The organism is Janthinobacterium salmonicoloratum, assembly GCF_051380845.1.
GTDB classification, from domain to species: Bacteria; Pseudomonadota; Gammaproteobacteria; order Burkholderiales; family Burkholderiaceae_D; genus Janthinobacterium; species Janthinobacterium lividum_F.
Window position 1 is genome coordinate 2,367,557 of the sequence record NZ_JBNYXV010000001.1, and the last position, 25,916, is coordinate 2,393,472.

The following is a 25,916-nucleotide window of genomic DNA, read 5'->3' on the forward strand; positions in this document are numbered from 1 at the left end:
GTTTACGCCGGCGGCCCCGCTTTTTAGAGAATCTTTACGCCCCCGCTGCTAATCTTGAACGTACCTCAACCACCGCTGCAAAGCCACCATGGAACCCCATTCACGCCTTTCGACACATCACGCGCTGCCCCACCACCATCCCCGCCTGCCCACTTTCCTCATGCATATCACGGTCGACAAAGCCTGCCTGGCCGAGCTGCGCCAGTTGGTCGTCAGGACCTGCGGCGGCATGCTGTCATTCATGCGCGTCGAGGCGGTCGACCACGCCGAACGCATGAAAGTCTGGCTGTGCGTAACGGAACCGGCCCTGCGCCTGACCATGGATGCCGTCATGCGCCTGCTGCCGGCGGCGGAATTTGGCCGCATCAGCCAGGGGAAATCGCTATGAACCAGTATGCCCGCGACCACGCGATGTCTTCAATGCGCATCACCGCGCACTTCCAGGGCATCTGGGTACCGATGGTGACGCCATTCCGCGATGGCGATGGCGAAATCGACTTCGACGCCGCCCAGCAACTCGCTTGCGAACTGGCCGCCAGCGGCATCGATGGCCTGGTGGTGTGCGGCACCACGGGCGAAGCGGCCATGCTGAGCGCCGCGGAACAGACCATGCTGCTCGATAGCGTAATGGAAGCCGTCGGCCCCCGCTTCCCCGTCGTGATGGGGATCGGCGGCAGCGATACGCGCAGTGTCACCGCCACGGTGCAGCGCTACAACGATCATCCTCTGGCCGGCCTGCTGGTTTCCGCGCCGTCATATGTACGCCCGTCGCAGGACGGCATCGTGCGCCACTTCCAGGCCATCGCCGCCGCTACCGACCAGTCCATCGTGCTGTACAACGTGCCGGCGCGCACGGGCGTCAACATCGAACCGCAGACGGCGGCCCTGCTGGCGCGCGACTCGCACTTCGTCGCCATCAAGGAAGCGGGCGGCAAGCTGCAGCAACTGGGCGAACTGCTGCTCGACACGCGCCTGGACGTCCTGTGCGGCGACGATGCGCTGCTGCTGGCCAGCCTGTCCATGGGCGGCCACGGCGCCATGTCGGCCGCCGCCCAGATACGCCCCGACCTGTACGCGCAGCTGTACCACCTCGTCAGGCAAGGCCGCCACGGCGCCGCCGGCGCCCTGTTCAAGACCATGCTGCCCGTCATCCGCCTGCTGTTTGCCGAACCGAATCCCGCTCCCGTGAAAGCGGCGCTGGCCATGCAGGGCAAGGTGCGCGACGCATTGCGCCTGCCGATGACGCCGATGTCGTGCGCCGGCCAGGACATGCTGGCCGAAGCACTGGAGCCATTGATGCAGTTGCCCGTGTGGACCGCCAGCGACAGGGATGCGCCGCGCGAAGGCTGTCTGCTGCAGCTGGTCTCCCCTGCCAACATCATGCCAGCCGTGCGCCAAGATGATCATCGCCATCACGGATGAACGCGGGGGGATGGAGAAATCCATCCTGGCCGGACGGCTGGCCGCCTCGCGCGCGCTGGCCGGACGCAAGGTATTGCTGCTCGATGCCGATCCACGCCAGGGCGCCATGGCGCAGGCCAGGAATATGCACGACGGCGCCATGCACGGCAGCCTGACGCGGCCGCGCCTGATGGCGCGCGCCATCAGCGCCAAGGGCTTGCAACCGGAACTGGAGCACCTGGTGCACTGCTACCACGACATCGTCATCGACAGCGAAGGCCGCGACTCCATGGGCAGCCGTTCAGCCCTGATCGCCGCGCGCGTGCTGGTGGTGCCGCTGGACGGTGTCGTCGACGCCGCCGCGCAGGCATGCCTGGCGCGCCGTATCGCGCACGCGCGCAGCGTCAATCCTGACCTGCGCGTCCTGCTGACAACAGACACACAAGCGGCACCGGCCCATGCCCTGGCCGCACAGATTCCGGCCGCCCGCGTGGTCAACCTGGGACAGCTGTATTGCGCCGTTTTCAACCTACCTGCCTAGCCTGGCTGGGCACGCAAAAAAAAGGCGGCGCATGCGCCGCCTCTCCTCTCATCTCCGTCAATTAAAACGTTTTGCTGACCGTCAGCTGCAACGCCGTCTTGCCCATGAATTTACCGTTCACCGGCGAGGCATAGGCCGACTTGCCAGCGTTCGTGCCGATCACGGCCAGCGCGCCTGTCACGACACCGAAATCGCGCGTGACGCCCACTTTCCAGTCCGTATAGCTCGAAGCATCATTGTTTTTCACCTTCTGGTGGCCCGCGTGCAGGTTGCCGGTCCAGCCGTTCGTCAGGTCGATAGTCGCGCCGATGTCCAGGTAGCCGCTGTTCTTGCTGTTGACGATGCCGAACAGGTTCGAGACGGCGTGCGAATATTTGACGTAGGCGGGGCCATACGACAGCTGGCCGTAGACTTCCTGCGTGTCCGCGTCGGCCAGGCCGGCGATGTGCTTCAAGCCGTTGTCCGCATACACATACGCCAGCACGCCCACGTCATAGCCGATATCGGCCGTCAACTGGCCGCGCTTGCCCGCATACAGGTCCACTTCCACGTCGCCGCTGCCACCCGCGTCCTTGGTCCACTTGATGGTGGAAGCCCAGACGCCCGCATACAGGCCCGTCGGGTTGTTGACATAATCGACGCCACCCTGCAGCGCGGGTTTCAAGCGCGTCTGCGAGATGCCGCGGTAGCGGTAGTCGGACACGCCGGCCACGTTGAAGCTGACGTCATTATCGGGCTTGGCCTCTTCCGCGTGGGCCAGGCTGCCCGTAAAGGCGGTCGCGACGGCAAGTGCAAGTAACATTTTATTCATGGTTTTTTCTTCTTCATGGGTGGTATGGGCCTTTGCCAACATGGCGCAGCTGGCCCGCCGCTGCAAAATTGGGGGTAAAGCGTCCCCCTGGCGCGCGCAGCGCCTGTTTTCAAACAGGGGAAACAACAGGTGTTAGTTAGAGCGGCAGCAGCAGCCGGTAGCCGACGGCCGTTTCCGTCAGCAGGTACTGCGGCTGGGCCGGATCGGCTTCCAGCTTCTGGCGCAGATGGCCCATGTAGATGCGCAGGTAGTGGCCATTTTCGCTGTTCGACGGCCCCCACACTTCACGCAACAGTTGCGGATTGGTGACCACCCTGCCCGCGTTTTTCACCAGCACCGACAACAAGCGGAATTCCGTCGGCGTCATGTGCACCAGCTGCTTGTTGCGCGTCACCAGGCGGTCCTTCAGGTCGACGCGTACGTCGCCAAACTGCACCACGCCATCGTCGCTGGCGGCGGGCTGGCGCTGGCGGCGCAGGGTGGCGCGCACGCGGGCCAGCAGTTCGCCCACGCCGAACGGCTTGGTGAGATAGTCGTCGGCGCCCGCGTCGAGCGCGCGGATCTTGTCCTGCTCGTCGACCCGCGCCGACAGCACGATGATGGGCACGGCCGACCATTTGCGGATGTCGGCAATGAAATCGATGCCGTCGCCGTCGGGCAGCCCCAGGTCCAGCACGATCAGGTCGGGCCGGCGCGTGCCGGCATCGATCAGGCCCCGCTGCATGGTGGCGGATTCAAAAATCTGCCAGCCCTCATCTTCCAGCGCGGCGCGCACGAAGCGGCGGATCTGCGGTTCATCCTCGACCAGCAAGGCGGTGGCGGAAGGTTCGTTCATGTTGGTTTTCCTGTTTCATGGTCGTTGGCGTCATCGAGCTCGATCTCCGGCGGCGCCGGGGGCGTGCCCAGCGGCAGGCTGAAGACAATGGCAGCGCCCTGTCCCGGCGTATGCGGCTGCGCGTGGATGGTGCCGCCGTGCGCTTCGACGATGGCGCGGCAAATGGCCAGCCCCAACCCGACGCCCGGCTTGTTCGATTCGCGCTCGCCGCGCGTAAATTTTTCAAAGATGGCTTCTTCGCGGCCGGGCGGCAAGCCCGGGCCATCGTCAAACACCGTCACCTGCAGAAACTGGCCGTGCACCCCGGCCGCGACCGTGATGGTGCTGCCGGGCGGCGTGTATTTGGCCGCGTTTTCCAGCAGGTTGCACAGCACGCGCTCGATCAGCACGGCGTCGTAGCGCACCAGCGGCAAGTCCGGCGCCAGCTGCGTCTGCAGGGCATGCTGCTGCAATTGCGGGCCGCTGGCGCGCAGCGCGCTGCCCACCACTTCTTCCAGCGCCTGCCATTGCAGGTTCAGGCGCACCTGCCCGCTCTCGATGCGCGCCATGTCCAGCAAGTTCGCCACCAGGGCGCTCATGCGCACGGTTTCGGACTGCAGCGAGCGCGCCATGTCCAGCTGCGCGGGCGACAAGGCTGGCCGGGACAGGGCCAGCGACTCGGCCAGTCCCACCAGCGACGTCAATGGCGTGCGCAAATCGTGCGACAGGGCCGCCAGCAGCGAATTGCGCAACCGCTCGGACTCCATCTGCAGCAGCGCGCCCTGCGCCACATCGATGTAATGCACGCGTTCAAGCGCGATGGCCGCCAGCGCGGCAAAGGTATCGAGGTGCTGGCGCTGTTCCGGCACCAGCAGCCAGCGCCCCCGCTGCGCGCCCTCGAGCGGCAGCAGCGCCAGCACGCCACGCGTACGCATCGGTGCGATCAGCGGCAGGTAGAAAATGGGCGAAGCGGGCAAGGTATCCGTGCCCGTCCCCGCCGCCTGCGCATGGTCGAAGGCCCACTGCGCGATGCCGATATCGAGCGGTTCGCCGCCATTCGGGGCCTGCAAGCTGCCCTCGTCATCGGGCAACAGCAAGGTGGCGCGCGCGCGGAAAGCCCGTTCGATGGCGCTTTTCGTGATGTCGAAAATCTGCTCCGTCTGCAGCACGCCGGACAGCTCCCGCGAGAATTCGTACAGGGCGCGGGCGCGCGCTTCGCGGTGCGAGGCCACGCGCGCCTGGAAACGCAGGCCGGCCGTCAGGTGGCCCGTGATCAGGCCCACGGCCAGCATCACGCCAAAGGTAATCACATACTGGAAATCGCCCACGGCAAACGAGAAACGCGGCGGCACGAAGACGAAATCGAAGCAGGCCACCCCCACCAGGCTGGCCAGCGCCGCCGGCCCGCGTCCCAGGCGCACGGCCACCAGCACCACCGTCAGCAGGGACAGCATGGCGATATTGGCCAGGTCCAGGTAGGGTTGCAGGGGGACCGAGGCGAGGGCCGTGGCCAGACTGGCGCCAGCGGCCAGGATGTAGCGCCAATGGCGCGAGGGCCGGCGCGGCGCCTCCGCATCTTCGCCGGCCGCGCGCCGGGGCGCCGCATCGGCAGGCGGCAAGCCCACCTCGATCAAATCGATATCGGGCGCCAGGCTGGCCATGCGCGCGGCTGGCGGCGTGTGCCAAAGGCGCGCCAGCGCACTGGCGCGGCCACGGCCCACGATGACTTTCGAGATATTCGCGTTGCGCGCATACTCGACCACGGCGCCGGCGATGTCGGCGGACGGCACGATGGCCGTGCGCGCGCCCAGGTCCTGCGCCAGTTTCAGGGTTGTCAGGATGCGTTCGCGCTGGCGCGCCGGCAGGCGCTGCAAACGGGGCGTTTCCACGTACAGCGCATGCCATTCCGCATTCAGCTGGCTGGCCAGGCGCGCCGTGCTGCGGATCACGTGCTCGCCCCCCGCGTATGGTCCCACGCAGGCCAGCAGCGCGGCGCCCGTCTTCCACACGGGATTGATCGATTTTTCGACGCGGTAGGCTTGCACGTCGTCCTGCACCCGGTCCGCCGTGCGGCGCAAGGCCAGTTCGCGCAAGGCGATCAGATTACCCTTGCGGAAAAAATGCTGGGACGCCCGCTCGGCCTGCAGCGGCTGATACACCTTGCCCTGTTTCAGACGGCGCAGCAGTTCATCGGCGGGGATATCGACCAGCACCACTTCATCGGCGCGGTCGAACACCGTGTCAGGCAAGGTCTCGGCCACGCGCACGCCCGTGATCCCGCCCACCACATCATTCAGGCTTTCCAGGTGCTGCACATTGACGGTGGAGAGCACGTCAATGCCGGCCGCCAGCAATTCCTCGACATCCTGCCAGCGCTTCGGATGGCGCGAGCCGGCCACGTTCGAATGGGCCAGTTCATCCATCAGTATCAGCGGCGGCGCGCGGCGCAAGGCTTCGTCCAGGTCGAACTCGAACAGCGTCTTGCCCCGGTACTCGATGGCCTTCAGGGGAAGCACGGGCAAGCCGTCAAGCTGGGCCGCCGTATCCTGGCGCCCATGCGTCTCCACCACGCCCACCAGCAAGTCCTGGCCATCGGCCAGCAATTTGCGGGCGGCCGCCAGCATCGCGTAGGTCTTGCCGACGCCGGCCGAAGCGCCGAAATAAATGCGCAGCCGGCCGCGCGCGGCTTTCTTTTCCTGCGCCTGCACTTGCGCCAGCAGGGCATCAGGGTCGGGGCGTTGGCTGTCGTTGGGGAGCATAGGCATCTTTAATATCAAAACCAGGGGCAAAACCGGCGGCTCCGCCCCTGCATCATCTTACTTCGCGGCCGCATCGAGCGCCAGATTCAGTTCCAGCACATTCACACGCGGTTCGCCGAAAAAGCCGATATACGCGGTTTTCTGCACCTTGGCGATGGCGTTTTCCACCTGCGCCAGCGGTACGGCGCGCACACGGGCCACGCGCGGGGCCTGGTACAGGGCGCCCGCCAGGCTGATTTCCGGATCCAGGCCGCTGCTCGACGCCGTCACCAGGTCGACGGGAACGGCGCGCGTGTTGCCGGGGTCAGCTTCCTTCAGGGCGGCGATGCGCGCCTTGACGGCGTCCACCAGGGCCGGATTGGTCGGTCCCTGGTTCGAGCCACCCGAACCGGCGCCGTTATTCGCCATCGGCGCGGTAGCCGATGGCCGGCCCCAGAAATACTTGGGCGAGGTGAAGGACTGGCCGATCAAAGTCGATCCGACGGGCTTTCCGCCACGCTCGACGATGCTGCCGTTGACTTCATCGTTGAAAGCCAGCTGCCCGATGCCGGCTGTGGCAAACGGATAGACGACGCCGCAGATCACGGTCAGCGCGGCAAACAGGACCAGGGCGGGACGTACGATAGTGCTCATGATGGTTCCTTTAGACTAAATTAAGTACGGACAGCAGCATGTCGATCAGCTTGATCCCGATGAAGGGCAGGACGATGCCGCCCAGGCCGTAGATCAGCAGGTTGCGGCGCAACAGGCTGGCCGCGCCGATGGCCCGGTATTGCACGCCTTTTAACGCCAGCGGAATCAGCACGACGATGATCAGCGCATTGAAGATCACGGCCGACATGATGGCCGAGGCGGGACTGGCCAGGTGCATGATGTCCAGCGCCTTCAATTGCGGATAGGTACCCACGAAGGCGGCCGGGATGATGGCGAAGTACTTGGCGATGTCGTTCGAAATCGAGAACGTCGTCAGCGAACCGCGCGTCATCAGCATCTGCTTGCCGATTTCAACGATTTCCAGCAGCTTGGTGGGGTTCGAGTCCAGGTCGACCATATTGCCCGCCTCTTTCGCCGCCTGCGTGCCCGAATTCATGGCCACGGCCACGTCGGCCTGGGCCAGCGCCGGCGCATCGTTGGTGCCGTCGCCCGTCATGGCCACCAGGCGGCCTTCGGACTGGTAGCTGCGGATGAGTTTCAGCTTGTCTTCCGGCGTCGCTTCGGCGAGGAAATCGTCCACGCCCGCTTCGGCGGCAATCGCCGCTGCCGTCAGCTTGTTGTCACCCGTGATCATGACGGTCTTGATGCCCATGCGGCGCAATTCCGCGAAGCGCTCCTTGATGCCGCCCTTGACGATATCTTTCAGCTCCACGGTGCCCATGACGCGGCCGTCATCGACCACCACCAGCGGCGTGCTGCCGCGGCGCGCGATGTCGTCGACGGCGCGTCCCACTTCTGCCGGATACGGCTGGCCCAGCGCTTCCACGTACTTTTTCATGGAATCGGCCGCGCCCTTGCGCAGCTGGCGCACCTGCTGCTCGCCCGGGATATCCACGCCGCTCATGCGCGTCTGCGCCGTGAAGGGCACGAAGGTGGCGTGCAGGCTGGCCATCTCGCGTTCGCGGATATTGAACTTCTGCTTGGCCAGCACGACGATGCTGCGCCCTTCCGGCGTTTCATCGGCCAGGGAGGCCAGTTGCGCCGCATCGGCCAGCTGCTGCTCCGTCACGCCGGGAGCCGGCACAAAGCTGGAAGCCTGGCGGTTTCCCAGGGTGATGGTGCCCGTTTTATCGAGCAGCAGCACGTCCACGTCGCCGGCCGCTTCCACCGCGCGGCCCGAGGTGGCGATCACATTGGCCTGCATCATGCGGCTCATGCCGGCCACGCCGATAGCGGACAACAGACCGCCGATGGTGGTCGGAATCAGACACACAAGTAGCGCGATCAGCACGGTAATCGTCACCGGCGTGCCGCTGCCGGCCGCCGCCACGGAGAACAAGGAATACGGCAGCAAGGTCACGGTGACGATCAGGAACACGATCGACAGGGCGACGAGCAAAATCGTCAGGGCGATCTCGTTCGGCGTCTTCTGGCGCTTGGCGCCTTCGACCATGGCGATCATGCGGTCGATGAAGGCTTCGCCGGGGTTGACGGAGACGCGCACCAGCAGCCAGTCCGACAGCACGCGGGTGCCGCCCGTGACGGCGGAAAAGTCGCCGCCCGACTCGCGGATGACGGGCGCCGATTCGCCCGTGATGGCGCTTTCGTCGACGGAGGCCACGCCGGCCGTCACTTCGCCGTCGGCGGGAATCACGTCACCCGCCTCGACCAGCACAGTCATGCCCTTGCGCAGGTCGGTGGCCGGCGTGGGCAACCAGGAAGTGCCGTACTTCGGCGTTTGCATTTTCTTTGCCATCACCGTTTGCTTGAGAGCACGCAGCGAGGCCGCCTGCGCCTTGCTGCGGCCCTCGGCCAGCGCTTCTGCGAAATTCGCGAACAGCACGGTAAACCACAGCCACACGGCGACGGCGACGATGAAGCCGAATGGCGCTTCGCCCTGGCCGTTCAGGGCCTGGATGGCCAGCAGGGTCGTGATGATGCTGCCGACATAGACGACGAACATCACAGGGCTGCGCCACTGCGTGCGGGGGTCGAGTTTTTTGAACGCATCGACGATGGCGGGGCCGATCAGTGCGGAATCGAACAAGGTCAGGCTTGTGCGTGACATGGTAGCCTCTTATTTTGTAAAAAGTTGCAGGTGTTCGACGATCGGGCCCAGGGCCAGCGCGGGAACGTAATTCAATACACCGACCAGCACGACGACGCCGATCAGCAGGCCGATGAACATGGGACCGTGCGTGGGCATGGTGCCGGCATTGGCCGACAGGCGCTGCTTGGCCGCCAGCGAACCGGCCACCGCCAGCACGGGCACGATCACGCCGAAGCGGCCGAACCACATGGCGATCGCCAGCATCACGTTATAGAACGGCGTATTGGCGGACAGGCCGGCAAACGCGCTGCCGTTGTTGTTGGCGGCCGACGTGAAGGCGTACAGGATTTCAGAAAAACCATGCGCGCCCGGATTGGCCACGCCGACCGTACCTGGTTCGACCATCACGGCGATCGCCGTGCCCGTCAAGACCAGGGCTGGCGTGACCAGGATGGCCAGCGACACCATTTTCATTTCGTAGGCCTGGATTTTCTTGCCCAGGTATTCAGGCGTGCGGCCGATCATCAGGCCGGCGATGAAGACGGCCAGGATGGCGAACATCAGCATGCCGTACAAGCCCGTGCCCACGCCGCCGAACACCACTTCGCCGAACTGCATCAGCAGCAGCGGCACCATGCCGCCCAAAGGCATGTAAGAGTCGTGCATGGAATTGACGGCGCCGCACGATGCCGCCGTCGTCACCGCCGCGAACAGGGTCGAGGAGCTGATGCCGAAGCGCGTTTCCTTGCCTTCCATATTGCCGCCCGATTGCAGGCTGCTGGCTTGCTGGTCCACGCCCAGCGCTTGCAAGGCGGGGCTGGCTTGCTGCTCGGCGCTCATCACGCCGGCCGTCATGACGACAAAGATCAGGGTCATGGCGGCCAGCACGGCCCAACCCTGGCGCATGTCGCCCACCATGCGGCCGAACGTGAAGCACAGGCCGGCGGGAATGATGAAGATGGCCAGCATCTGCAGGAAGTTCGACAGCACGGTCGGATTTTCATACGGGTGCGAGGAATTGGCATTGAAGAAGCCGCCGCCATTCGTACCCAGCAGCTTGATCGATTCCTGCGACGCGACGGGGCCCATGGCGATCGTCTGCGTTGTCGCCACTTGCGCTTCCATCACGGGTTTACCGGCGGCGTCCAGCACGGGCTGGCCGTCAGTCGTCACTTTCGGCGTTTCATACGCTACGTGATCGAGCAGGGACACTTCCTTGTAGGCGGAAAAATTCTGGATCATGCCTTCGCCCATGAAGACGACGGACAGGGCCAAGGACAGCGGCAGCAGGATGTACAGGGTCGAGCGCACCAGGTCGACCCAGAAATTACCGATCGATTTACCCGAGCGCGAAGCGAAGCCGCGCACCAGCGCAAAGATCACGGCGATGCCGGTGGCCGCCGAAAAGAAGTTCTGGCAGGCCAGGCCCAGCATCTGGGTCAGGTAGCTCATGGTCTGTTCGCCGCCGTAGCCCTGCCAGTTGGTATTGGCGACGAAGCTGACGGTGGTATTGAACGAGGAATCGGGGCTGACAGCGCCGAGACCTTGGGGATTCAAGGGCAAGAAGCCTTGCAGGCGCTGCAGGCCGTACACGAAGACGGCGCCCACGGTATTGAAGACGATCAGGGCGATGGCATAGCTTTTCCAGCCCATGGCCTTGTCGGCGGGAAGGCCGGACCAGCGGTACAGCAGGTTTTCCAGCTTTTGCAGCCAGCCCAGGCCGCGCACGGGGCCATCGCCAGCCACCCTGGCCATGTACAGGCCCAGCGGATAGCCGGCGGCCAGCAGCACGGCCAGGAAGGCCACCAATAACAGTATCGATTGCGTCGTCATCACAGTTCCTCCGCCTTCAGCAGCGCCACCAGCAGGTACACGAGCAGGCCAGCCGAGACCACGGCGCCCAGCACATAAAACGCGTTCATTTGACGCTCCCTAATTTGTCGCAGGCGACGGCAAAGCCGGCCGCCACGACGAAAAACACGGCAATCAAGCCGAGATACACGAGATCCATTCCCACCCTCACACAGGTTTGTTTTGATAGTGAGCAGATTAGCCAAAAGGGTCTAAAAAATTCGTAAAGACTGGGGAGGCAGCTGTAAACAAGATGTAAAAACGGGGGCTTTACCGCATAAAATCCTTCACAATGGGCGCAAAACCCCACGCACAGCGCACCGTTATTGCCCTGGAGTAGCGCTATTGCTCGCGGGACAAGATAGAATGCGCGAGCGTCCGCACAAGGACGCCAAGCCTGCCGCACTGCCCTCCCCCAGTGACGCTGGACGGGATATACTGTATATTCATACAGTTATCGCCGCCGCTGTCATTGCGCCCCGCAGTGCCCTGGCCTGGCGTTCCAACCACTGTCTTTACTAAGCTTGAACACGTATGGCCACTAAAAAACCAGCATCCGACTACAGCGAATCATCCATCCGTGTCCTGAAAGGACTGGAACCCGTCAAGCAGCGCCCGGGGATGTACACCCGCACTGAAAATCCGCTGCACATCATTCAGGAAGTGATCGACAATGCCTCCGACGAGGCGCTGGGCGGTCATTGCACGCATATCGCCGTGACGCAAAACACGGATGGCAGCATCACCGTCGAAGACAATGGCCGCGGCATTCCCGTCGGCCTGCACCCGGAAGAAGGCGTGCCGACGGTGGAAATCGTGTTTACACGGCTGCACGCGGGCGGCAAGTTCGACAAGGGCTCGGGCGGCGCCTACGCGTTCTCGGGCGGCTTGCACGGCGTCGGCGTGTCCGTCACCAATGCGCTGTCGACGCGCCTGGAAATCACCGTCTGGCGCAAGGAAAGCGACGGCAACGGCTTGCATCACATGGTGTTTGCCAATGGCGACGTGATCGAGCCCCTGAATTCCCGCCCCGCTCCGCGCGACGGCAAGAAGTCGGGCACGCGCGTCACGGCCTGGCCCGATGCAAAATACTTTGATTCGCCCAACATCTCGCAAACCGAACTGCAACGCCTGCTGCGCTCGAAAGCCGTGCTGCTGCCTGGCGTGACCGTCACCCTGACCAACGCGAAAACCGGCGACACGCAGACCTGGCAGTACGCGGAAGGCTTGCGCGGTTACCTGACCGAAACGCTGGCGCAGGTATCGAATGGCGAAACCCTGATTCCCCTGTTCGAAGGCGCACAGTACGCGGGCCCAGACTCGGAAGGCTTTGCCGAAGGCGAAGGCGCGGCCTGGGTGGTGGCGTGGACGGAAGAAGGCGCCATCGTGCGCGAATCGTATGTCAACCTGATTCCCACCTCGAATGGCGGCACGCACGAATCGGGCTTGCGCGACGGCCTGTTCGGCGCCGTGAAAAACTTCGTCGAAATGCACTCGCTGCTGCCGAAAGGCGTGAAGCTGCTGCCGGAAGACGTGTTCGCGCGCGCTTCCTTCGTGCTGTCGGCGAAAGTGCTGGACCCGCAATTCCAGGGCCAGATCAAGGAACGCCTGAACTCGCGCGACGCCGTGCGACTCGTTTCGACCTTCACCAAGCCGCCGCTGGAACTGTGGCTGAACCAGCACGTCGACTACGGCAAGAAGCTGGCCGAGCTGGTGATCAAGCAGGCGCAGTCGCGCCAGCGTTCGCTGCAAAAAGTGGAAAAGAAAAAATCCTCGGGCGTGGCCGTCTTGCCGGGCAAGCTGACCGACTGCGAATCGTCGGACATCACGCGCAATGAACTGTTCCTCGTCGAGGGCGACTCGGCGGGCGGTTCGGCCAAGATGGGCCGCGACAAGGAATTCCAGGCGATTTTGCCCCTGCGCGGCAAGGTCTTGAACTCGTGGGAGACGGACCGCGACCGCCTGTTCGCCAATAACGAGATCCACGACATTGCGGTCGCCATCGGCGTCGACCCGCACAGCGTGGGCGACTCGCCCGACCTGTCCGGTCTGCGCTATGGCAAGATCTGCATCCTGTCGGACGCGGACGTGGACGGCTCGCATATCCAGGTACTGCTGCTGACGCTCTTCTTCAAGCACTTCCCGGCCCTGATCAACAAGGGCCACATCTGCATCGCCCGCCCGCCTTTGTACCGCGTGGACGCGCCGGCACGCGGCAAGAAGCCGATGCAGAAAATCTACGCGCTCGACGACGGCGAACTGGTCGCCATCGAGGACAAGCTGCGCAAGGAAGGCGTGAAACAGGGCGCCTGGTCGATCTCGCGCTTCAAGGGCCTGGGCGAGATGAACGCCGAGCAGCTGTGGGAAACGACGATGAACCCGGACACGCGCCGCCTGCTGCCCGTCACGCTCGGTGAAGTCGATCACATGGCCTCGGCTTCCCGCTTCAATATGTTGATGGGCAAAGGCGAAGCGGCAGGACGCCGCGCCTGGATCGAGGAACACGGCAATGAGGCGGAGGCGGATATCTGATGATCATCGGTATCGACCTGGGCACCACCAACAGCCTGGTCGCCATCTGGCGCGACGGCAAGGCTTCCATCATCCCGAATGCGCTCGGTGAACACCTGACGCCGTCGTGCGTCAGCATCGATGACGACGGCACCGTACTGGTGGGCCGCGCCGCGCGCGAGCGCCTGCAGACGCACCCGCAACTGACGGCGGCCGTCTTCAAGCGCTACATGGGCAGCGAAAAGAAGATCACCCTCGGCACGCAGCAATTCCGTCCGGAAGAACTGTCGTCGATGGTGCTGCGCGCGCTGAAGGAAGATGCCGAAGCCTTCCTGGGCCAGAAGGTCGAGGAAGCCATCATCACCGTGCCCGCGTATTTCAGCGACGCCCAGCGCAAGGCCACGCGCATCGCCGGCCAGCTGGCGGGCTTGCGCGTGGAGCGGCTGCTGAACGAACCGACGGCCGCCGCGCTGGCCTACGGCATCCGCGACAAGGAACAGGAAAGCAAATTCCTCGTCTTCGACCTGGGCGGCGGCACGTTCGACGTGTCGATCCTGGAACTGTTCGAAGGCGTGATGGAAGTGCGCGCCTCGGCCGGCGACAATTTCCTCGGCGGCGAAGACTTCGTCACGGTGCTGGTCGACGCCTTCCTGGAAGGCAGCGGCTTGCGCGACGCGGCCGGCAACCGCCTGTTCGATCCGCGCCAGCAGCAGTTGCTGCGCGATGAGGCCGAGCGCGTCAAACGCCTGCTGTCGGACCAGCCATCCGTACGCATGGCCACGCGCTACCAGGACAAGGAATACAGCTGGGAGATCAGCGAAGACAAACTGGCGCAGCTGTGCGAGCCCCTGCTGGCCCGCCTGCGCCTGCCCGTGGAACGGGCGCTGCGCGACGCCACCATCCGCGCCGCGGAACTCGATGAAGTGGTGCTGGCCGGCGGCGCCACGCGCATGCCGCTGGTGCGCAAGCTCGTGTCGCGCATGTTCGGCCGCTTCCCCGCCATCCACCTGGACCCGGACGAAGCCGTGGCGCTGGGCGCCGCCGTGCAGGCGGGCCTCAAGATGCGCGATGCGGCCCTCGACGAAGTGGTCATGACGGACGTGGCGCCATATTCGCTGGGCATTTCGATTTCGCGCCAGATTGGCCCGAACCAGTATGAGGGCGGGCATTACCTGCCCATCATCGAGCGCAACTCCGTGGTGCCCGTCTCGCGCACGGAAAACATCACCACCATCCACGACAACCAGAAGGAAATCAACGTGGCGATCTTCCAGGGCGAATCGCGCCTGGTGGCCGACAACGTCTTCCTCGGCAAGATCAGCTTCCCGATACCCGCGAAAAAAGCAGGCGAGATCGGCATCGACGTGCGCTTCACCTACGACGTCAGCGGCGTGCTGGAAGCGGAAGTAACGGTGCTGGCCACGCAAGAACGCCACAAGATGATCATCAGCGACAACGCGGGCGTGATGACGCCGGAACAGATCGAGCAGCGCTTTGCGGAATTGGCCGACCTGAAGATCCACCCGCGCGAGCAGATGGAAAACCGCACCCTGGTCACGCGCGCCGACCGGCTGTACGAACAGTCGCTGGGCGACGTACGCCAGTACCTGGCGGCGCACACGGCCAATTTCCAGGCCGCGCTGGAAACGCAGGACCCGAACACCATCCGCAAGGCGCGCCAGGCGCTCGACGACGTGTTGCGCCAGGTCGAGAGCGAGAGCTTCCTGTAAATGGACGGCGGCATGCACAGCGGACAGCGCAGCCTGTGGGCAATCCTGGGCACGGAGCCGACCGGCGACGAGCGCGCCCTCAAGCGCGCGTATGCGAAGCGCTTGAAGGTGACGCGTCCCGAAGACGATCCGGCCGCCTTCCAGGAACTGCGCGAAGCGTATGAGTACGCGCTGCGCCATGCGCACCTGTTTGCCGCGGAGTTGCCGGAACCACAAGCGGTGGCGGCCGAAGCAGAAGCGCCAGAAGCGCCCACCATGGAACCGGCCGACCTGTGGGGCGTCATCGACGACGCCGTGCAAGACACAAGCACGGAATTGTGGGGCGTCATTGCCCAAGAGCCCGCACCGCCGCAGGAACAATGGGGCTTGGTCGTCATCGATCCGGCGCAGGAAGCGTCCAACCTGTGGCAAGGCTGCCTGGCGCTGACGCGGCACGCCGATGCCGGCGATGTGCTGGCCCACATGCTGCAGGACGACGCCATGCTGAACCTCGACGTGCGCGAGGAATTCGACCTGTGCGCGCTGCGCTATTGCGCCAGCGCCGGCTATGACCTGTCGCTGCGCCAGGCCCTATTCGAGCAACTGGGCTGGGACCGCGATTTTTCCTACCTGGCGCGCAGCCATGCGGACCTGGTGCGCGGCGCCGTGCAGCGCTACCGGGCCGACCGCTCGTTTGCCCATTTCAGCGACAACCGCGACAGCTATCCCGGCCTGGACTGCATCATGTCACAGCAGCCGCCATCGGCCTACGCGCGCCAGCTGTTCGACCAAAAATTCACGCTTCAGCTGCGCGAACTGCTGCACGCGATACGCTGGCAGCACGCCGAGATGCTGGCCTGCAAGCTCGATACGGACCTGTTCGAGCAATGGGAACAGGCCGTCCATGCGAAGCGCTACTTCAAGCAGACGGCGCTCGCTTCGGGCGGCCTGGGTTTCGTGCTGCACTTCATGCTCGCGGGCGTGCTCGATGCGGCCGGCTTCAAGCTCGGCGACACGGCTGCCTATGCCAGCCTGCTGGGCTTCCAGGCGTTCGCCTTTGCGCTGCTGGCCATGCATGCCTTGCGCTGGCCGCAGCCGCTGTTCATGCGCCTGGAAGCACTGCAGGAGTCGCTGCAGGAACGCCTGCCCGTGCTGTGGAAGCGGCCCGGTTTGCTGCAACTTGGCTGGATCGTGCCCTACCTCGTGCTGGCCTTGCTGCTGTTCCTGCCCGAACGCAGCGAGACCATGCGCCTCGTCACCTCGGCCGGCTTGTGCGCGTCAGCCCTGCTCGCCTATGCGATGAACCGCCAGCTGCTGCATGGCACGCTGCTGCTCCTTGTCCTCGGCCTGTCGCTGTTCGGCGCCATGTTCATGAGCGGCAAAGGCCAATCGGCCCTGGCAGTCGGCGAGGCCATGCCCTTGATATTTTGCCTGGCGGCGCTGGCCCTGCGCAGCGCCACCGGCCTGTATGGCGATTGCGACTGGCCAGAGGCGCTCTTGCCGCGCCTGCGCGTGGCATGGCTGACCGGCTGTGCGGGCTTGCTGTCGTTACTGTATGTGCAGCAGCTGCCGGCCGCCCTCGTCGGTGCCGCGCTGTATGCCTGGTCCTGCGCGGGCTTGCTGTTTTCCCCCACCGATTTCAAATGGAAGACGATCTGGCCGGTGGTGCTGGCGCCGTCCATCGCCAGCGTCGTGCTGGCCAACCTGGCCCCGGCAATGGGGGCGCAACCCATCATGCATCACAGCATCGAAGTAGCCCTGGCCGTGCTGTATTTCACCGTGCGCTATATGTATCTGACTTACCGGCTGTCGTCAGCCAAACCCGGGCTGTCATAATCAGCCCCACGAATTCAACCGCAACCACTTAACACCGAAACAAGCGCCATGTCCACACAAACCAATTTATTTGACGATGCCCAGCCTGAGCCGATCGAGCCGGATGAACCGGTATTCGACGGCGAAGCGCTGACCCTCTCCACTTTCGCCGAGCGCGCCTATCTCGATTACGCCATCTCCGTCGTCAAGGGCCGCGCCCTGCCCGACGTCTGCGACGGCCAGAAGCCCGTGCAGCGCCGCATCCTGTATGCGATGAATGAGCTGGGACTCAATTCCACGGCGAAGCCCCGCAAATCGGCGGCCGTGGTCGGCGACGTGCTGGGTAAATTGCACCCGCACGGCGACCAGTCCGTGTACGACGCGCTGGTGCGCATGGCGCAGGATTTCTCGCTGCGCTACCCGCTGATCGATGGCCAGGGCAACTTCGGCTCGCGCGATGGCGATGGCGCGGCGGCCATGCGTTACACGGAAGCGCGTCTGACACCGATCGCCAAGCTGCTGATGGATGAAATCGGCATGGGTACGGTGGACTTCCAGCCCAACTACGACGGTTCGACGGAAGAACCGAAGCTGCTGCCGGCGCGCCTGCCGATGGTGCTGCTGAACGGCGCCTCCGGCATCGCCGTGGGCCTGGCGACGGAAATCCCGTCGCACAATCTGGCGGAAGTGGCAAAAGCAGCTGTCGCCATGATCCGCGATCCGAAGATGACGCACGCCGAGCTGATGGCCATCATTCCCGGCCCCGACTTCCCCGGCGGCGGCCAGATCATCACGCCGCCCTCGCAGATCCAGGACATGTATGCGAGCGGCCGTGGCAGCATGAAGGTGCGCGCGCGCTGGAAGATCGAAGAGCTGGCGCGCGGCCAGTGGCAAGCCGTTGTGACGGAACTGCCGCCGGGCACCTCGTCGCAAAAGGTGCTGGAAGAAATCGAGGAACTGACGAATCCGAAGATCAAGCTGGGCAAGAAGGCGCTGTCGCCGGACCAGGTGGCCCTGAAGGCGCTGATCCTCAATTCGCTCGACACCATCCGCGACGAATCGGGCCGCGCCGCACCCGTGCGCCTGGTGTTCGAACCGAAGTCGAAGAACCAGGACCAGACGGAATTCATGCTGATGCTGCTGGCGCACACCTCGCTGGAATCGTCGACCTCGATCAACCTGGTGATGATCGGCGGCGATGGTCGTCCGCGCCAAAAAGGGCTGGGCGACATCCTGCGCGAGTGGATCGATTTCCGCTTCGAGACCGTCACGCGCCGCACCGGCCACAAACTGGGCAAGGTCAAGGACCGCATCCATATCCTGGAAGGACGCGAAGCAATCCTGCTCAATATCGACAAGGTGATCCAGATCATCCGCAATTCGGATGAACCGAAGGCTGCCCTGATCGAAGCGTTCAAGCTGTCCGAACGCCAGGCCGACGACATCCTGGAAATCCGCTTGCGCCAGCTGGCGCGCCTGGAAACGATCAAGATCCAGCAAGAGCTGGCCGAGCTGCGCAAGGAAGAAAAGTCGCTGCAAGACCTGCTCGACAACCCTGGGTCGATGAAGCGCGCCATCATCCGCGAAATCGAAGCGGACGCCAAGCAATTCGGCGACGCGCGCCGCACCCTGATCGAGGAAGCGCAAAAAGCCGTGGCGGAACAGAAGGTCGTCGATGAGCCGGTCACCGTCATCATTTCGGAAAAAGGCTGGGTGCGCGCACGCACCGGCATCGGCCACGATGCGGCGCAGTTCACGTTCAAGGCGGGCGACAGCCTGCATGGCGCCTTCGAATGCCGCACGGTTGACACCCTGCTCGGCTTCGGCAACAACGGCAAGATTTACTCGGTTCCCGTCTCGGCGCTGCCCAATGCGCGCGGCGACGGCGTGCCGATCACGACCTTGTGCGACCTGAGTGGCGGCACGCCGGGCAACGCCGTGCGCATCCTCCATTACTTTGCGGGCAATGGCGCCACCAGCTTGCTGCTGGCGACGAGCGCCGGCTACGGCTTCGTCGCCAAGGCGGGCGACATGACGAGCCGCCTGAAAGGCGGCAAGGCCTTCATCACCCTGGACGACGGCGACGTGCCTCTGGCGCCGAAAGTCATCCCCGAGGCAGCCAGCGCCTTGGCCTGCCTGACGGAAGGCGCGCGCCTGCTGGTGTTCGGCCTCGATGAAATGAAAACCCTGTCCAAGGGCGGCACGGGCGTCAAGCTGATCGACCTCGATGCCAAGGACAAGCTGCTGGCCGTGCAGCCGATCACCCAGCGCGGCGTGGTGGTCTCGGGCATCGGCCGGGCCTCGAAACCGCAGGATGCATCGCTGGGCGCCACGGCACTGGCCGAGCATTTCGGCAAGCGCGCGAAGAAGGGCAAGGCGCTGGCGGCCAAGCTGAAACCGGTGTCCATGACAGCCATCGGCTGATCGCCACCCGGCCATACGAAAAGACAGGTTCGCCTGTCTTTTTTTTCGCCCGTCGCCGCGCAGCGGCAGCAGCAAAGATAGTTTTACAAATAATTTTGCAGATATGTCCCGCGTTCCCGTTATCCCTGCAGGCATGCCACCGGCACGCCGCCCACGGACAGGAGAGCAAGGATGACAAACAACGTTTCAGGCAGGCTGCCATGCAGCGCTTGACCCCGGCTGAACGGCTGGTGGCGGCCATGGCGGCCGAAGGATTGCCGTATAAAAGCATCGCCAGGGAACTGGGCAAGTCGCCGGCCACCGTGCGCAACCAGCTGCATGCGATTTACCAGAAGCTGGGCGTGGGCAACCGCACGGCGCTCGCGCACAAGCTGCGCGGCACGCCTTAAGGCCGCGACAGGCGCAGCACGTCAGGCGTCGCTTCAACGATGTCGATCACGTCTTGCTCCCCGGCGGCATCGCCCAGCGCATAACGCCCCATACCCAGGGGACGCAGCCGGGTAACGTGGCCGGCGCGGGGGCGGTCGTCGGGGCCGGGCGCCATGGACGTCAATGTCGCCTCCCCTTGCTCCATGGCGCCGGCGGGCGCGCCGAACTCGAGCACCTTGCGCCCCTTGCGGCTGGGAGGAAAGGCAAACGTGGCCGTGGGCCGGTACACCTCGATACCGTCTGCATCCTCCTCGAAGGAATGCGTCCAGCTACCGCTGGGCAGTGCCGTTGTCATGCCGTGCATGCCGCCTCCCGTTTAATACATTGACGTCAGAAACACGATACCACGCCGCCCAGGCTTTCATAGCCGCTCACGGAGGGCGACCAGGCCGTGCCGTTCCACGCCTTGTGGAACAGGGCGCCGTTCGTGCCCGTAACAAACACGTCGAGGCGGTTCGGCGCCCAGGCCGTAGCGCGCGGACGCGAGGTGCACACGCCTCCCAGGTTTTCAAACCCCGTCAAGGAAGGCGACCAGGCAGAGCCATTCCACGCCTTGTGGTACAGGGCGCTGTCCGTGCCGATGACGAACAGGTCGAGCCGGTTGGGCGCCCACGACACAGCCTCCACTTCGCCCACGCAGACGCCGCCCAGGCGTTCGAAGCCGTCGTTGGAAGGGCCCCATTTCGCGCCATCCCACCACTTGTGGTACAGCGCGCCATCGGTGCCGGTGACAAAGACGTCGAGGCGGTTCGGACCCCACGCCACCGCTTTTGGCGACGAGGTGCAGATGCCGCCCAGGCGCTCATAGCCCGTCAGCGACGGGCCCCAGGCCGTGCCGTTCCACCACTTGTGGTACAGGGCCCGGTCCGTGCCGATGACGAAGACATCGAGGCGGTTCGGTCCCCACGCCACGGCTTCCGGCTGGCCCAGGCAGATGCCGCCCATGGCTTCGTACCCCGTCAGCGACGGCCTCCAGGCCGCGCCATTCCACCACTTGTGATACAGGCCACGGTCCGTGCCGACGACAAACACGTCGAGGCGATTCGGGCCCCAGGCCACGGCGCGCGGGTCGCCCACGCACAAGCCGCCCATCGCTTCATAGCCGGTCAGGGACGGTCCCCAGGCCGTGCCGTTCCACCATTTGTGGAACAAGCCGCTGTCGGTGCCCGTGACGAACACGTCGAGCCGGTTCGGCCCCCACGACACCACCTGCGGCGCACTGGTACAGATGCCGCCCTGGCCTTCATAGCCGGTGACGGACGGCGCCCAGGCCGTGCCATTCCAGGCCTTGTGATTGAGCGCGCGGTCCGTGCCCAGCACAAAGACGTCGAGGCGGTTCGCGCCCCAGGCCACGACGGGAGAAGAGCTCTGGCGCGGCGTGGCACCCGTGCCGCCCGTCCCCGTGCCGATGCTGGCACGCGGGCCATCGAGGCAAGCCTGCATGCGCGCCACCTGGCCTGTCGTGAACATGAACATGGCCGGATCGTCGACATAATCCATATAGTTCATGAACATGTCGCCATTCGGCCCGTTGCTGCAAGACACCTTGGGAAACGAGGGCTGGCCCGTGTTCGGCCCGCCCTGGTTCGGCGTGTCGGCCACGTTGTCCGTGCCCGAGCATCCTGTGCCGTCGTCGCCCCAGATATGGTTCAGGTTCAGCCAGTGACCGATTTCATGCGTGGCCGTGCGCCCCAGGTGGAACGGTGGCGCCGCCGTGCCGGTCGTGCCAAAGGCCGATTGCAGGATCACCACGCCGTCGGTGGCGGCCGGGCCGCCGGGAAACTGCGCGTAGCCCAGCAAGCCGCCGCCCAGCTGGCACACCCAGATATTCAGGTAACTGTCGGCCGGCCAGGCATCGCTGCCCCCCGTCGCCTGCGACTTGACGGCATCGTCCGCGCCAAAGGAGGTCACCGTCGTCTGGCGCCGCTCGATGCCGCTGGTCGCCGCACCACGCGGATCGATCGTGGCCAGCACAAACTCCACGCGCGCATCGGCCGTCAGCGGCAGGAAGGGCGCCGGCGTGCCGTTCACATCCGGATTGACGCGGCGGAAGTCACGATTGAGCACATCGAGCTGGCTGGCGATCTGCGCATCCGAAATATTCTGCGCGGCCGTATTCCACACCACGTGCACGGCCACCGGTATCTGCGTCACGCCGGAACGTCCGGCAATGCCGCTGTTGCCCTCGTATAATCCGGCCAGGTTTTCGATATCGGCGCGCACACTGGCATAGGAAGGATCTTCGGTCAGCAGGCGGCGATGCACATCCATCGTGGCGCAGGTGCGCGTCTGCGGCGTGCCCCCTCCCTGGCCACCGCCGTCGCCGCCCATGCCACCTCCGCCGCCCCCACTATCGCGGTCGCCGCCCATGCCGCCGCCATCGCCCACGTGCATGCAACTGGCGCCAGCCATGCCCTGCGATGCCTGCTGCATGCCGCCGCCCGGCATGGCGCCCGCATCCGCAGCGGCGGCGCCCTGGGTGAGCGCAGCCTGGTCCGCGTAGGACACGCCCAGGCGCAGCCCAGGCATGGCATCGCCGCCGGCCGCATCAGCGTCGGCCTGCATGTCACCTTCGACCGGCATGGACTGCACGGCGGATGTGCCCTCAGCCATACCGGCCGCCGATGATTTTTTCGTTTTAGCGGTGCTCATGATGTCTCCCTTCGTCTGTGTGCCAGTTCACTATGGCACGGCGAAAAGAGGAGCATTTGTGCCAGATCAAGACTGGCAAGCGGTGCCAAAGGAAAGTGGCAGACGAAAAAAAAGACAGCCGAAGCTGTCTTTGGTGCTTGCAGGCCGTGGCCCGCAAACGGGGAATTACTTGGCGGCGGCGGCCTTGACTTCAGCGTCGGCCTTGGCCTTGGCTTCTTCCGTCTTGGTGGCGGCGAGAGCCTTGTCGGCGTTCGCTTCCACTTTTTCCTTGGCGACCTTGGCGTTCGCTTTCACTGCAGCCTTGGTGGCTTTCGCATCGGCCTTTGCATCGGTTTTATCCGCCTTGGCTTCCGCTTTCAGCTTGTCTTCCGCATCGGCGTTGACGACTTTGTCGTGGGCCTTGGCCTTGGTTTTATTGGCCTTGTGATGGGCGTCGGCTTTCTTTTCGTCGGCCTTCATTTCGGCCTTGGCGACATTCGCGTCAGCCTTGGCATCGACCTTGGCTTCCGAAGCGGCAGCTTTGTTGACGTCTTTTTGCGCGGAAGCCTGGGCTTTCACGACAGCTTCCGTGGCCGGTGCGGTTTGAGCGAAGGCGGCAGTAGCAAACAGGGTGGCGATCAGTGCGGCGAGTAATTTGTTCATGATGTGACCTTTCAATATGGATTCGAGTTATTTTTACTAAAGGCGGGCAAAATGTTCAAAATTTGCCAGGCATCACGCTGTTTCTTGATGTAGCGCAATGGCATGACTTCATAGTAAAGATAACTGGCAAACCACACAGTGCGTTAGCGCACTCAACGGAAAATATGTGCAATTCGGCAAATTTCCCATTGAGTGCGATGGCGCTGTCAAATCCTCATGCGCTCACGGCCAGGGCCGCGTGGCGGGCCGCCACCCACTCTTCATTGGCAGGCTCCACGCCCACCACGATGCGGCTGGCATCGCTGGAAATGCGGCTGGCGTTGCGCGCATTGGCCTCCGCATCAAGCACGGGACCAATAAAACCCAGCTCGGCGCAGATGCGCTGACGCAGTTCGGCGCTGTGCTCGCCGATACCGGCCGTAAACACCAGCATATCCAGTCCACCCAGCACGGCCGTCAGGGCGCCGATTTCGCGCACGATGCGGCGGATATATAAAGCCAGCGCGGCGCGGATACGCTCGCCCGTGGCATCCTGCCGGTCCTGCTGCGCCAGCAGAACGGGCGGATCGGCCGACACGCCCGACACGCCCAGCAAGCCCGATTCGTGGTACAGCACATGCGCCACCTTTTCCAGCGACAGTTTTTCGATCTCCATCAGATAGATGACGGCGCCCGGATCGAGCGAACCGCAGCGCGTGCCCATCATCAGGCCATCGAGCGCGGAAAAGCCCATGGTGGTGGCCACGCTGTGCAAATTCTCCATGGCGCACAGGCTGGCGCCGCTGCCCAGGTGGGCCACGATGACCTTGCCGCGCGCGACAGCACCAAAACGCTGCTCCAGCACCAGCGACTGGTATTCATACGACAGGCCGTGGAAGCCATAGCGGCGCAAACCCCGCTCCCACGCATCGTAAGGCAGGGCCAGCATCTGCTCGACCTGCGGCACCGTATGGTGGAAGGCCGTGTCGAAACACGCCACCTGGGCGATATCGGGGCGCGATTCCAGCAGCACCTCGATCGCCTCCAGGGCGAACGGCTGGTGCAGGGGCGCCAGCGGCACAAAACTTTTCAGGTCCGCCAGCACCTTGGCATCGATGCGCATGGGGGCGAAATACTTGCTGCCGCCATGCACCACGCGGTGCGCCACAGCGCGCAGCGTACGCCCGTCCAGCTGCGCCACGACTTGCGCGCGGATGTATTCGAGGGCCGCGTGGTGCGGCTGCTCTGCATCGAGCTGCAAGGCGACTGCCGGCAGGCCGCCGGCGCGGTAAGTGGCGTTTTCGCGGCCGATGCCTTCAACCTTGCCGCTCCATTGCGCCTGCTGCGGCAGCACGCCGTCCGCTTGCTCGAACAGGGCGAACTTGATGCTCGACGAGCCGCAATTGAGCACCAGGATCAGGGCGCCATCGGCGGCATGTTGGACTGGTGCGTTCATGGCGGCGTGCTCCGGTAATGGTTGGCCAGCATCACGGCGATGGCGCACGAGGCGATGCGGCTGGCGCGCGAATCGGCGCGGCTGGTCAGAATGACGGGGACCTTCGCGCCCAGCACGATGCCGGCGCTGTCCGCGTCGCCCATGTACTCAAGCTGCTTGGCCAGCATATTGCCGCTTTCCAGGTCGGGCACCAGCAAAATATCGGCGCGGCCCGCCACCTCGGAGACGATGCCCTTGACGGTGGCGGCGGCGATCGAGACGGCGTTGTCGAAGGCCAGCGGGCCGTCGAGGATCGCCCCGGTGATTTGCCCACGGTCGGCCATCTTGCACAGGGCGGCCGCGTCCAGGGTGGCGGGCATGTCCGCGTTCACCGTTTCCACGGCGGCCAGGATGGCCACGCGCGGCATGGCCACGCCGATCACGTGCGCCAGATCGATGGCGTTGCGCACGATGTCGGCCTTCATGGCCAGGTTAGGCGCGATATTGATGGCCGCGTCGGTGATGATGAAGGGGCGCGGATAGGCAGGCGTCTGCATCAGGAAGCAGTGGCTGATGCGGCGCTTGGTGCGCAGGCCGGCGCTAGCAGACAGCACGGCCGACATCAGTTCATCCGTGTGCAGGCTACCCTTCATCAGCGCCTCGACTTCGCCCTTGCCCGCCAGTTCTGCGCCGCGCGCGGCGGCCGCATGGCTATGCTCGACATCCTCGATGGCGATGCCTTCCAGGCTCAGGCCCGCTTCCAGGGCCACCGCCTCCAGGCGCGCGCGCGGCGCCACCAGCACGGGCGTGATCAGGCCGGCAGCATGCGCGTCGAGCGCGCCCGACAGGCTCAGTTCATCGCAAGGGTGGATCACGGCCACCCTGATCGGACCCAGGGTGCGCGCGTGTTCCAGCAGGCGCCGCGTGCCGTCGCCGTTATGCAGGCGCACTTCGGGCAGGGTGGCGCGCTCGCGTTCGATCTGCTCCGCGGGCGCGATCACCTGCGCCTCGCCATCGAGCACCACGGCGCCATGCTGGTTGACGCAGCGGCAAGCCAGGGTCACGTGGCGGCTGCGCGGCTCGAGGGCCGTGACGGTAACGCTGATGGCCAGCGTATCGCCCACGCGCACGGGCTGCAGGAAGCGCAGGGTCTGGCCCGTGTAAACCGTGCCGGCGCCGGGCAGACGGGTGCCCAGCACTGCGGAAATAAGGGCCGCGCCCCACATGCCGTGGGCGATGACGCCCTCGTAGCGGGTGGCGGCGGCAAATTCGGTATCCAGGTGCTGCGGGTTGTCATCGCCCGACATCACCGCGAACAGGGCGATATCGTCCATGCTCAGGGTGCGCGTAATGCTGGCGGTGTCGCCGATGGCGATCTGGTCGAAGGTGCGGTTACGCACGATATTCAAATCATCGTCTTGGGTAGTAATCATCGTGGT

Annotated in this window: 20 protein-coding genes; 8 read left to right on the top strand and 12 right to left on the bottom strand. The window is 64.7% G+C overall.

Annotated features, from left to right (window positions below; genetic code table 11):
• Nucleotides 1–88 precede the first annotated feature (88 nt).
• From ACQ4WY_RS10985 to ACQ4WY_RS10995, 3 genes are read left to right on the top strand one after another with little or no spacing between them, the layout of a single operon-like run.
• Nucleotides 89–388, top strand: coding sequence for a hypothetical protein (locus ACQ4WY_RS10985; protein WP_436504003.1), 300 nt, complete (start codon nt 89–91; stop codon nt 386–388).
• Complete coding sequence (dapA, locus tag ACQ4WY_RS10990; RefSeq protein WP_436504004.1) at nt 385–1,422, top strand: 4-hydroxy-tetrahydrodipicolinate synthase; 1,038 nt, start codon at nt 385–387, stop codon at nt 1,420–1,422. Before ACQ4WY_RS10985 ends, dapA begins: the two co-directional genes overlap by 4 nt.
• A gap of 10 nt (nt 1,423–1,432) precedes the next feature.
• Complete coding sequence (locus tag ACQ4WY_RS10995) at nt 1,433–1,942, top strand: P-loop NTPase family protein (protein ID WP_436504006.1); 510 nt, start codon at nt 1,433–1,435, stop codon at nt 1,940–1,942.
• Nucleotides 1,943–2,003: 61 nt separating this feature from the next.
• Here ACQ4WY_RS10995 and ACQ4WY_RS11000 read toward each other — a convergent pair whose 3' ends face one another.
• The 7 genes from ACQ4WY_RS11000 to kdpF all read right to left on the bottom strand — a co-directional run bounded on the left by ACQ4WY_RS11000 (nt 2,004) and on the right by kdpF (nt 10,952).
• Entirely contained in the window at nt 2,004–2,753 is a 750-nt protein-coding gene (locus ACQ4WY_RS11000; protein ID WP_436504007.1) for a TorF family putative porin, read from the bottom strand.
• 136 nt (nt 2,754–2,889) lie between these two features.
• Nucleotides 2,890–3,588, bottom strand: a complete 699-nt coding sequence (kdpE, locus tag ACQ4WY_RS11005) for a two-component system response regulator KdpE (protein WP_034746496.1) — start codon at nt 3,586–3,588, stop codon at nt 2,890–2,892.
• Nucleotides 3,585–6,326, bottom strand: coding sequence for a DUF4118 domain-containing protein (locus ACQ4WY_RS11010; RefSeq protein WP_436504437.1), 2,742 nt, complete (start codon nt 6,324–6,326; stop codon nt 3,585–3,587). Before ACQ4WY_RS11010 ends, kdpE begins: the two co-directional genes overlap by 4 nt.
• Nucleotides 6,327–6,383: 57 nt before the next feature.
• Nucleotides 6,384–6,959 (bottom strand): potassium-transporting ATPase subunit KdpC, encoded by a 576-nt coding sequence (kdpC, locus tag ACQ4WY_RS11015; protein ID WP_353659974.1) that lies wholly within the window; start codon nt 6,957–6,959, stop codon nt 6,384–6,386.
• Nucleotides 6,960–6,969: 10 nt separating this feature from the next.
• Nucleotides 6,970–9,048, bottom strand: a complete 2,079-nt coding sequence (gene kdpB / locus ACQ4WY_RS11020) for a potassium-transporting ATPase subunit KdpB (protein WP_436504008.1) — start codon at nt 9,046–9,048, stop codon at nt 6,970–6,972.
• A 9-nt stretch (nt 9,049–9,057) separates the two neighbouring features.
• On the bottom strand, nt 9,058–10,863 hold the full coding sequence (gene kdpA, locus ACQ4WY_RS11025) for a potassium-transporting ATPase subunit KdpA (RefSeq protein ID WP_436504009.1): 1,806 nt from the start codon (nt 10,861–10,863) through the stop codon (nt 9,058–9,060).
• Nucleotides 10,863–10,952, bottom strand: a complete 90-nt coding sequence (gene kdpF / locus ACQ4WY_RS11030; protein ID WP_034746483.1) for a K(+)-transporting ATPase subunit F — start codon at nt 10,950–10,952, stop codon at nt 10,863–10,865. Before kdpF ends, kdpA begins: the two co-directional genes overlap by 1 nt.
• A 463-nt stretch (nt 10,953–11,415) precedes the next feature.
• On the opposite strand from kdpF, the gene ACQ4WY_RS11035 reads away from it, so the two are divergent.
• From ACQ4WY_RS11035 to ACQ4WY_RS11055, 5 genes are all read left to right on the top strand, one after another.
• Nucleotides 11,416–13,413, top strand: coding sequence for a DNA topoisomerase IV subunit B (locus ACQ4WY_RS11035; RefSeq protein WP_436504010.1), 1,998 nt, complete (start codon nt 11,416–11,418; stop codon nt 13,411–13,413).
• Nucleotides 13,413–15,122: a molecular chaperone HscC gene (locus tag ACQ4WY_RS11040; protein WP_436504012.1), complete on the top strand. Its 1,710-nt coding sequence runs from the start codon at nt 13,413–13,415 to the stop codon at nt 15,120–15,122. Before ACQ4WY_RS11035 ends, ACQ4WY_RS11040 begins: the two co-directional genes overlap by 1 nt.
• A 12-nt stretch (nt 15,123–15,134) precedes the next feature.
• Nucleotides 15,135–16,937: a hypothetical protein gene (locus tag ACQ4WY_RS11045; RefSeq protein ID WP_436504013.1), complete on the top strand. Its 1,803-nt coding sequence runs from the start codon at nt 15,135–15,137 to the stop codon at nt 16,935–16,937.
• Between the two features lie 48 nt (nt 16,938–16,985).
• The gene (gene parC, locus ACQ4WY_RS11050) at nt 16,986–19,340 is read left to right on the top strand and encodes a DNA topoisomerase IV subunit A (RefSeq protein ID WP_436504014.1); all 2,355 of its coding nucleotides are present in this window, start codon (nt 16,986–16,988) and stop codon (nt 19,338–19,340) included.
• Nucleotides 19,341–19,540: 200 nt separating this feature from the next.
• Complete coding sequence (locus ACQ4WY_RS11055; RefSeq protein ID WP_436504015.1) at nt 19,541–19,729, top strand: helix-turn-helix domain-containing protein; 189 nt, start codon at nt 19,541–19,543, stop codon at nt 19,727–19,729.
• Here ACQ4WY_RS11055 and ACQ4WY_RS11060 read toward each other — a convergent pair.
• The 5 genes from ACQ4WY_RS11060 to ACQ4WY_RS11080 all read right to left on the bottom strand — a co-directional run bounded on the left by ACQ4WY_RS11060 (nt 19,726) and on the right by ACQ4WY_RS11080 (nt 25,910).
• A complete protein-coding gene (locus ACQ4WY_RS11060; protein ID WP_436504016.1) occupies nt 19,726–20,073 on the bottom strand; it encodes a hypothetical protein in 348 nt (115 codons plus the stop codon). The genes ACQ4WY_RS11055 and ACQ4WY_RS11060 overlap by 4 nt on opposite strands.
• A gap of 26 nt (nt 20,074–20,099) precedes the next feature.
• Nucleotides 20,100–22,421 carry a DUF8189 domain-containing protein gene (locus ACQ4WY_RS11065; RefSeq protein ID WP_436504017.1) on the bottom strand — a complete coding sequence of 774 codons (2,322 nt, stop codon included), beginning with the start codon at nt 22,419–22,421 and terminating at the stop codon, nt 20,100–20,102.
• 165 nt (nt 22,422–22,586) lie between these two features.
• Nucleotides 22,587–23,063: a hypothetical protein gene (locus ACQ4WY_RS11070; protein ID WP_070224288.1), complete on the bottom strand. Its 477-nt coding sequence runs from the start codon at nt 23,061–23,063 to the stop codon at nt 22,587–22,589.
• A gap of 214 nt (nt 23,064–23,277) precedes the next feature.
• The gene (locus ACQ4WY_RS11075) at nt 23,278–24,498 is read right to left on the bottom strand and encodes an acetate/propionate family kinase (protein ID WP_436504018.1); all 1,221 of its coding nucleotides are present in this window, start codon (nt 24,496–24,498) and stop codon (nt 23,278–23,280) included.
• Entirely contained in the window at nt 24,495–25,910 is a 1,416-nt protein-coding gene (locus ACQ4WY_RS11080; protein WP_436504019.1) for a bifunctional enoyl-CoA hydratase/phosphate acetyltransferase, read from the bottom strand. The genes ACQ4WY_RS11075 and ACQ4WY_RS11080 overlap by 4 nt, the downstream gene beginning before the upstream one ends.
• Nucleotides 25,911–25,916: the final 6 nt, after the last annotated feature.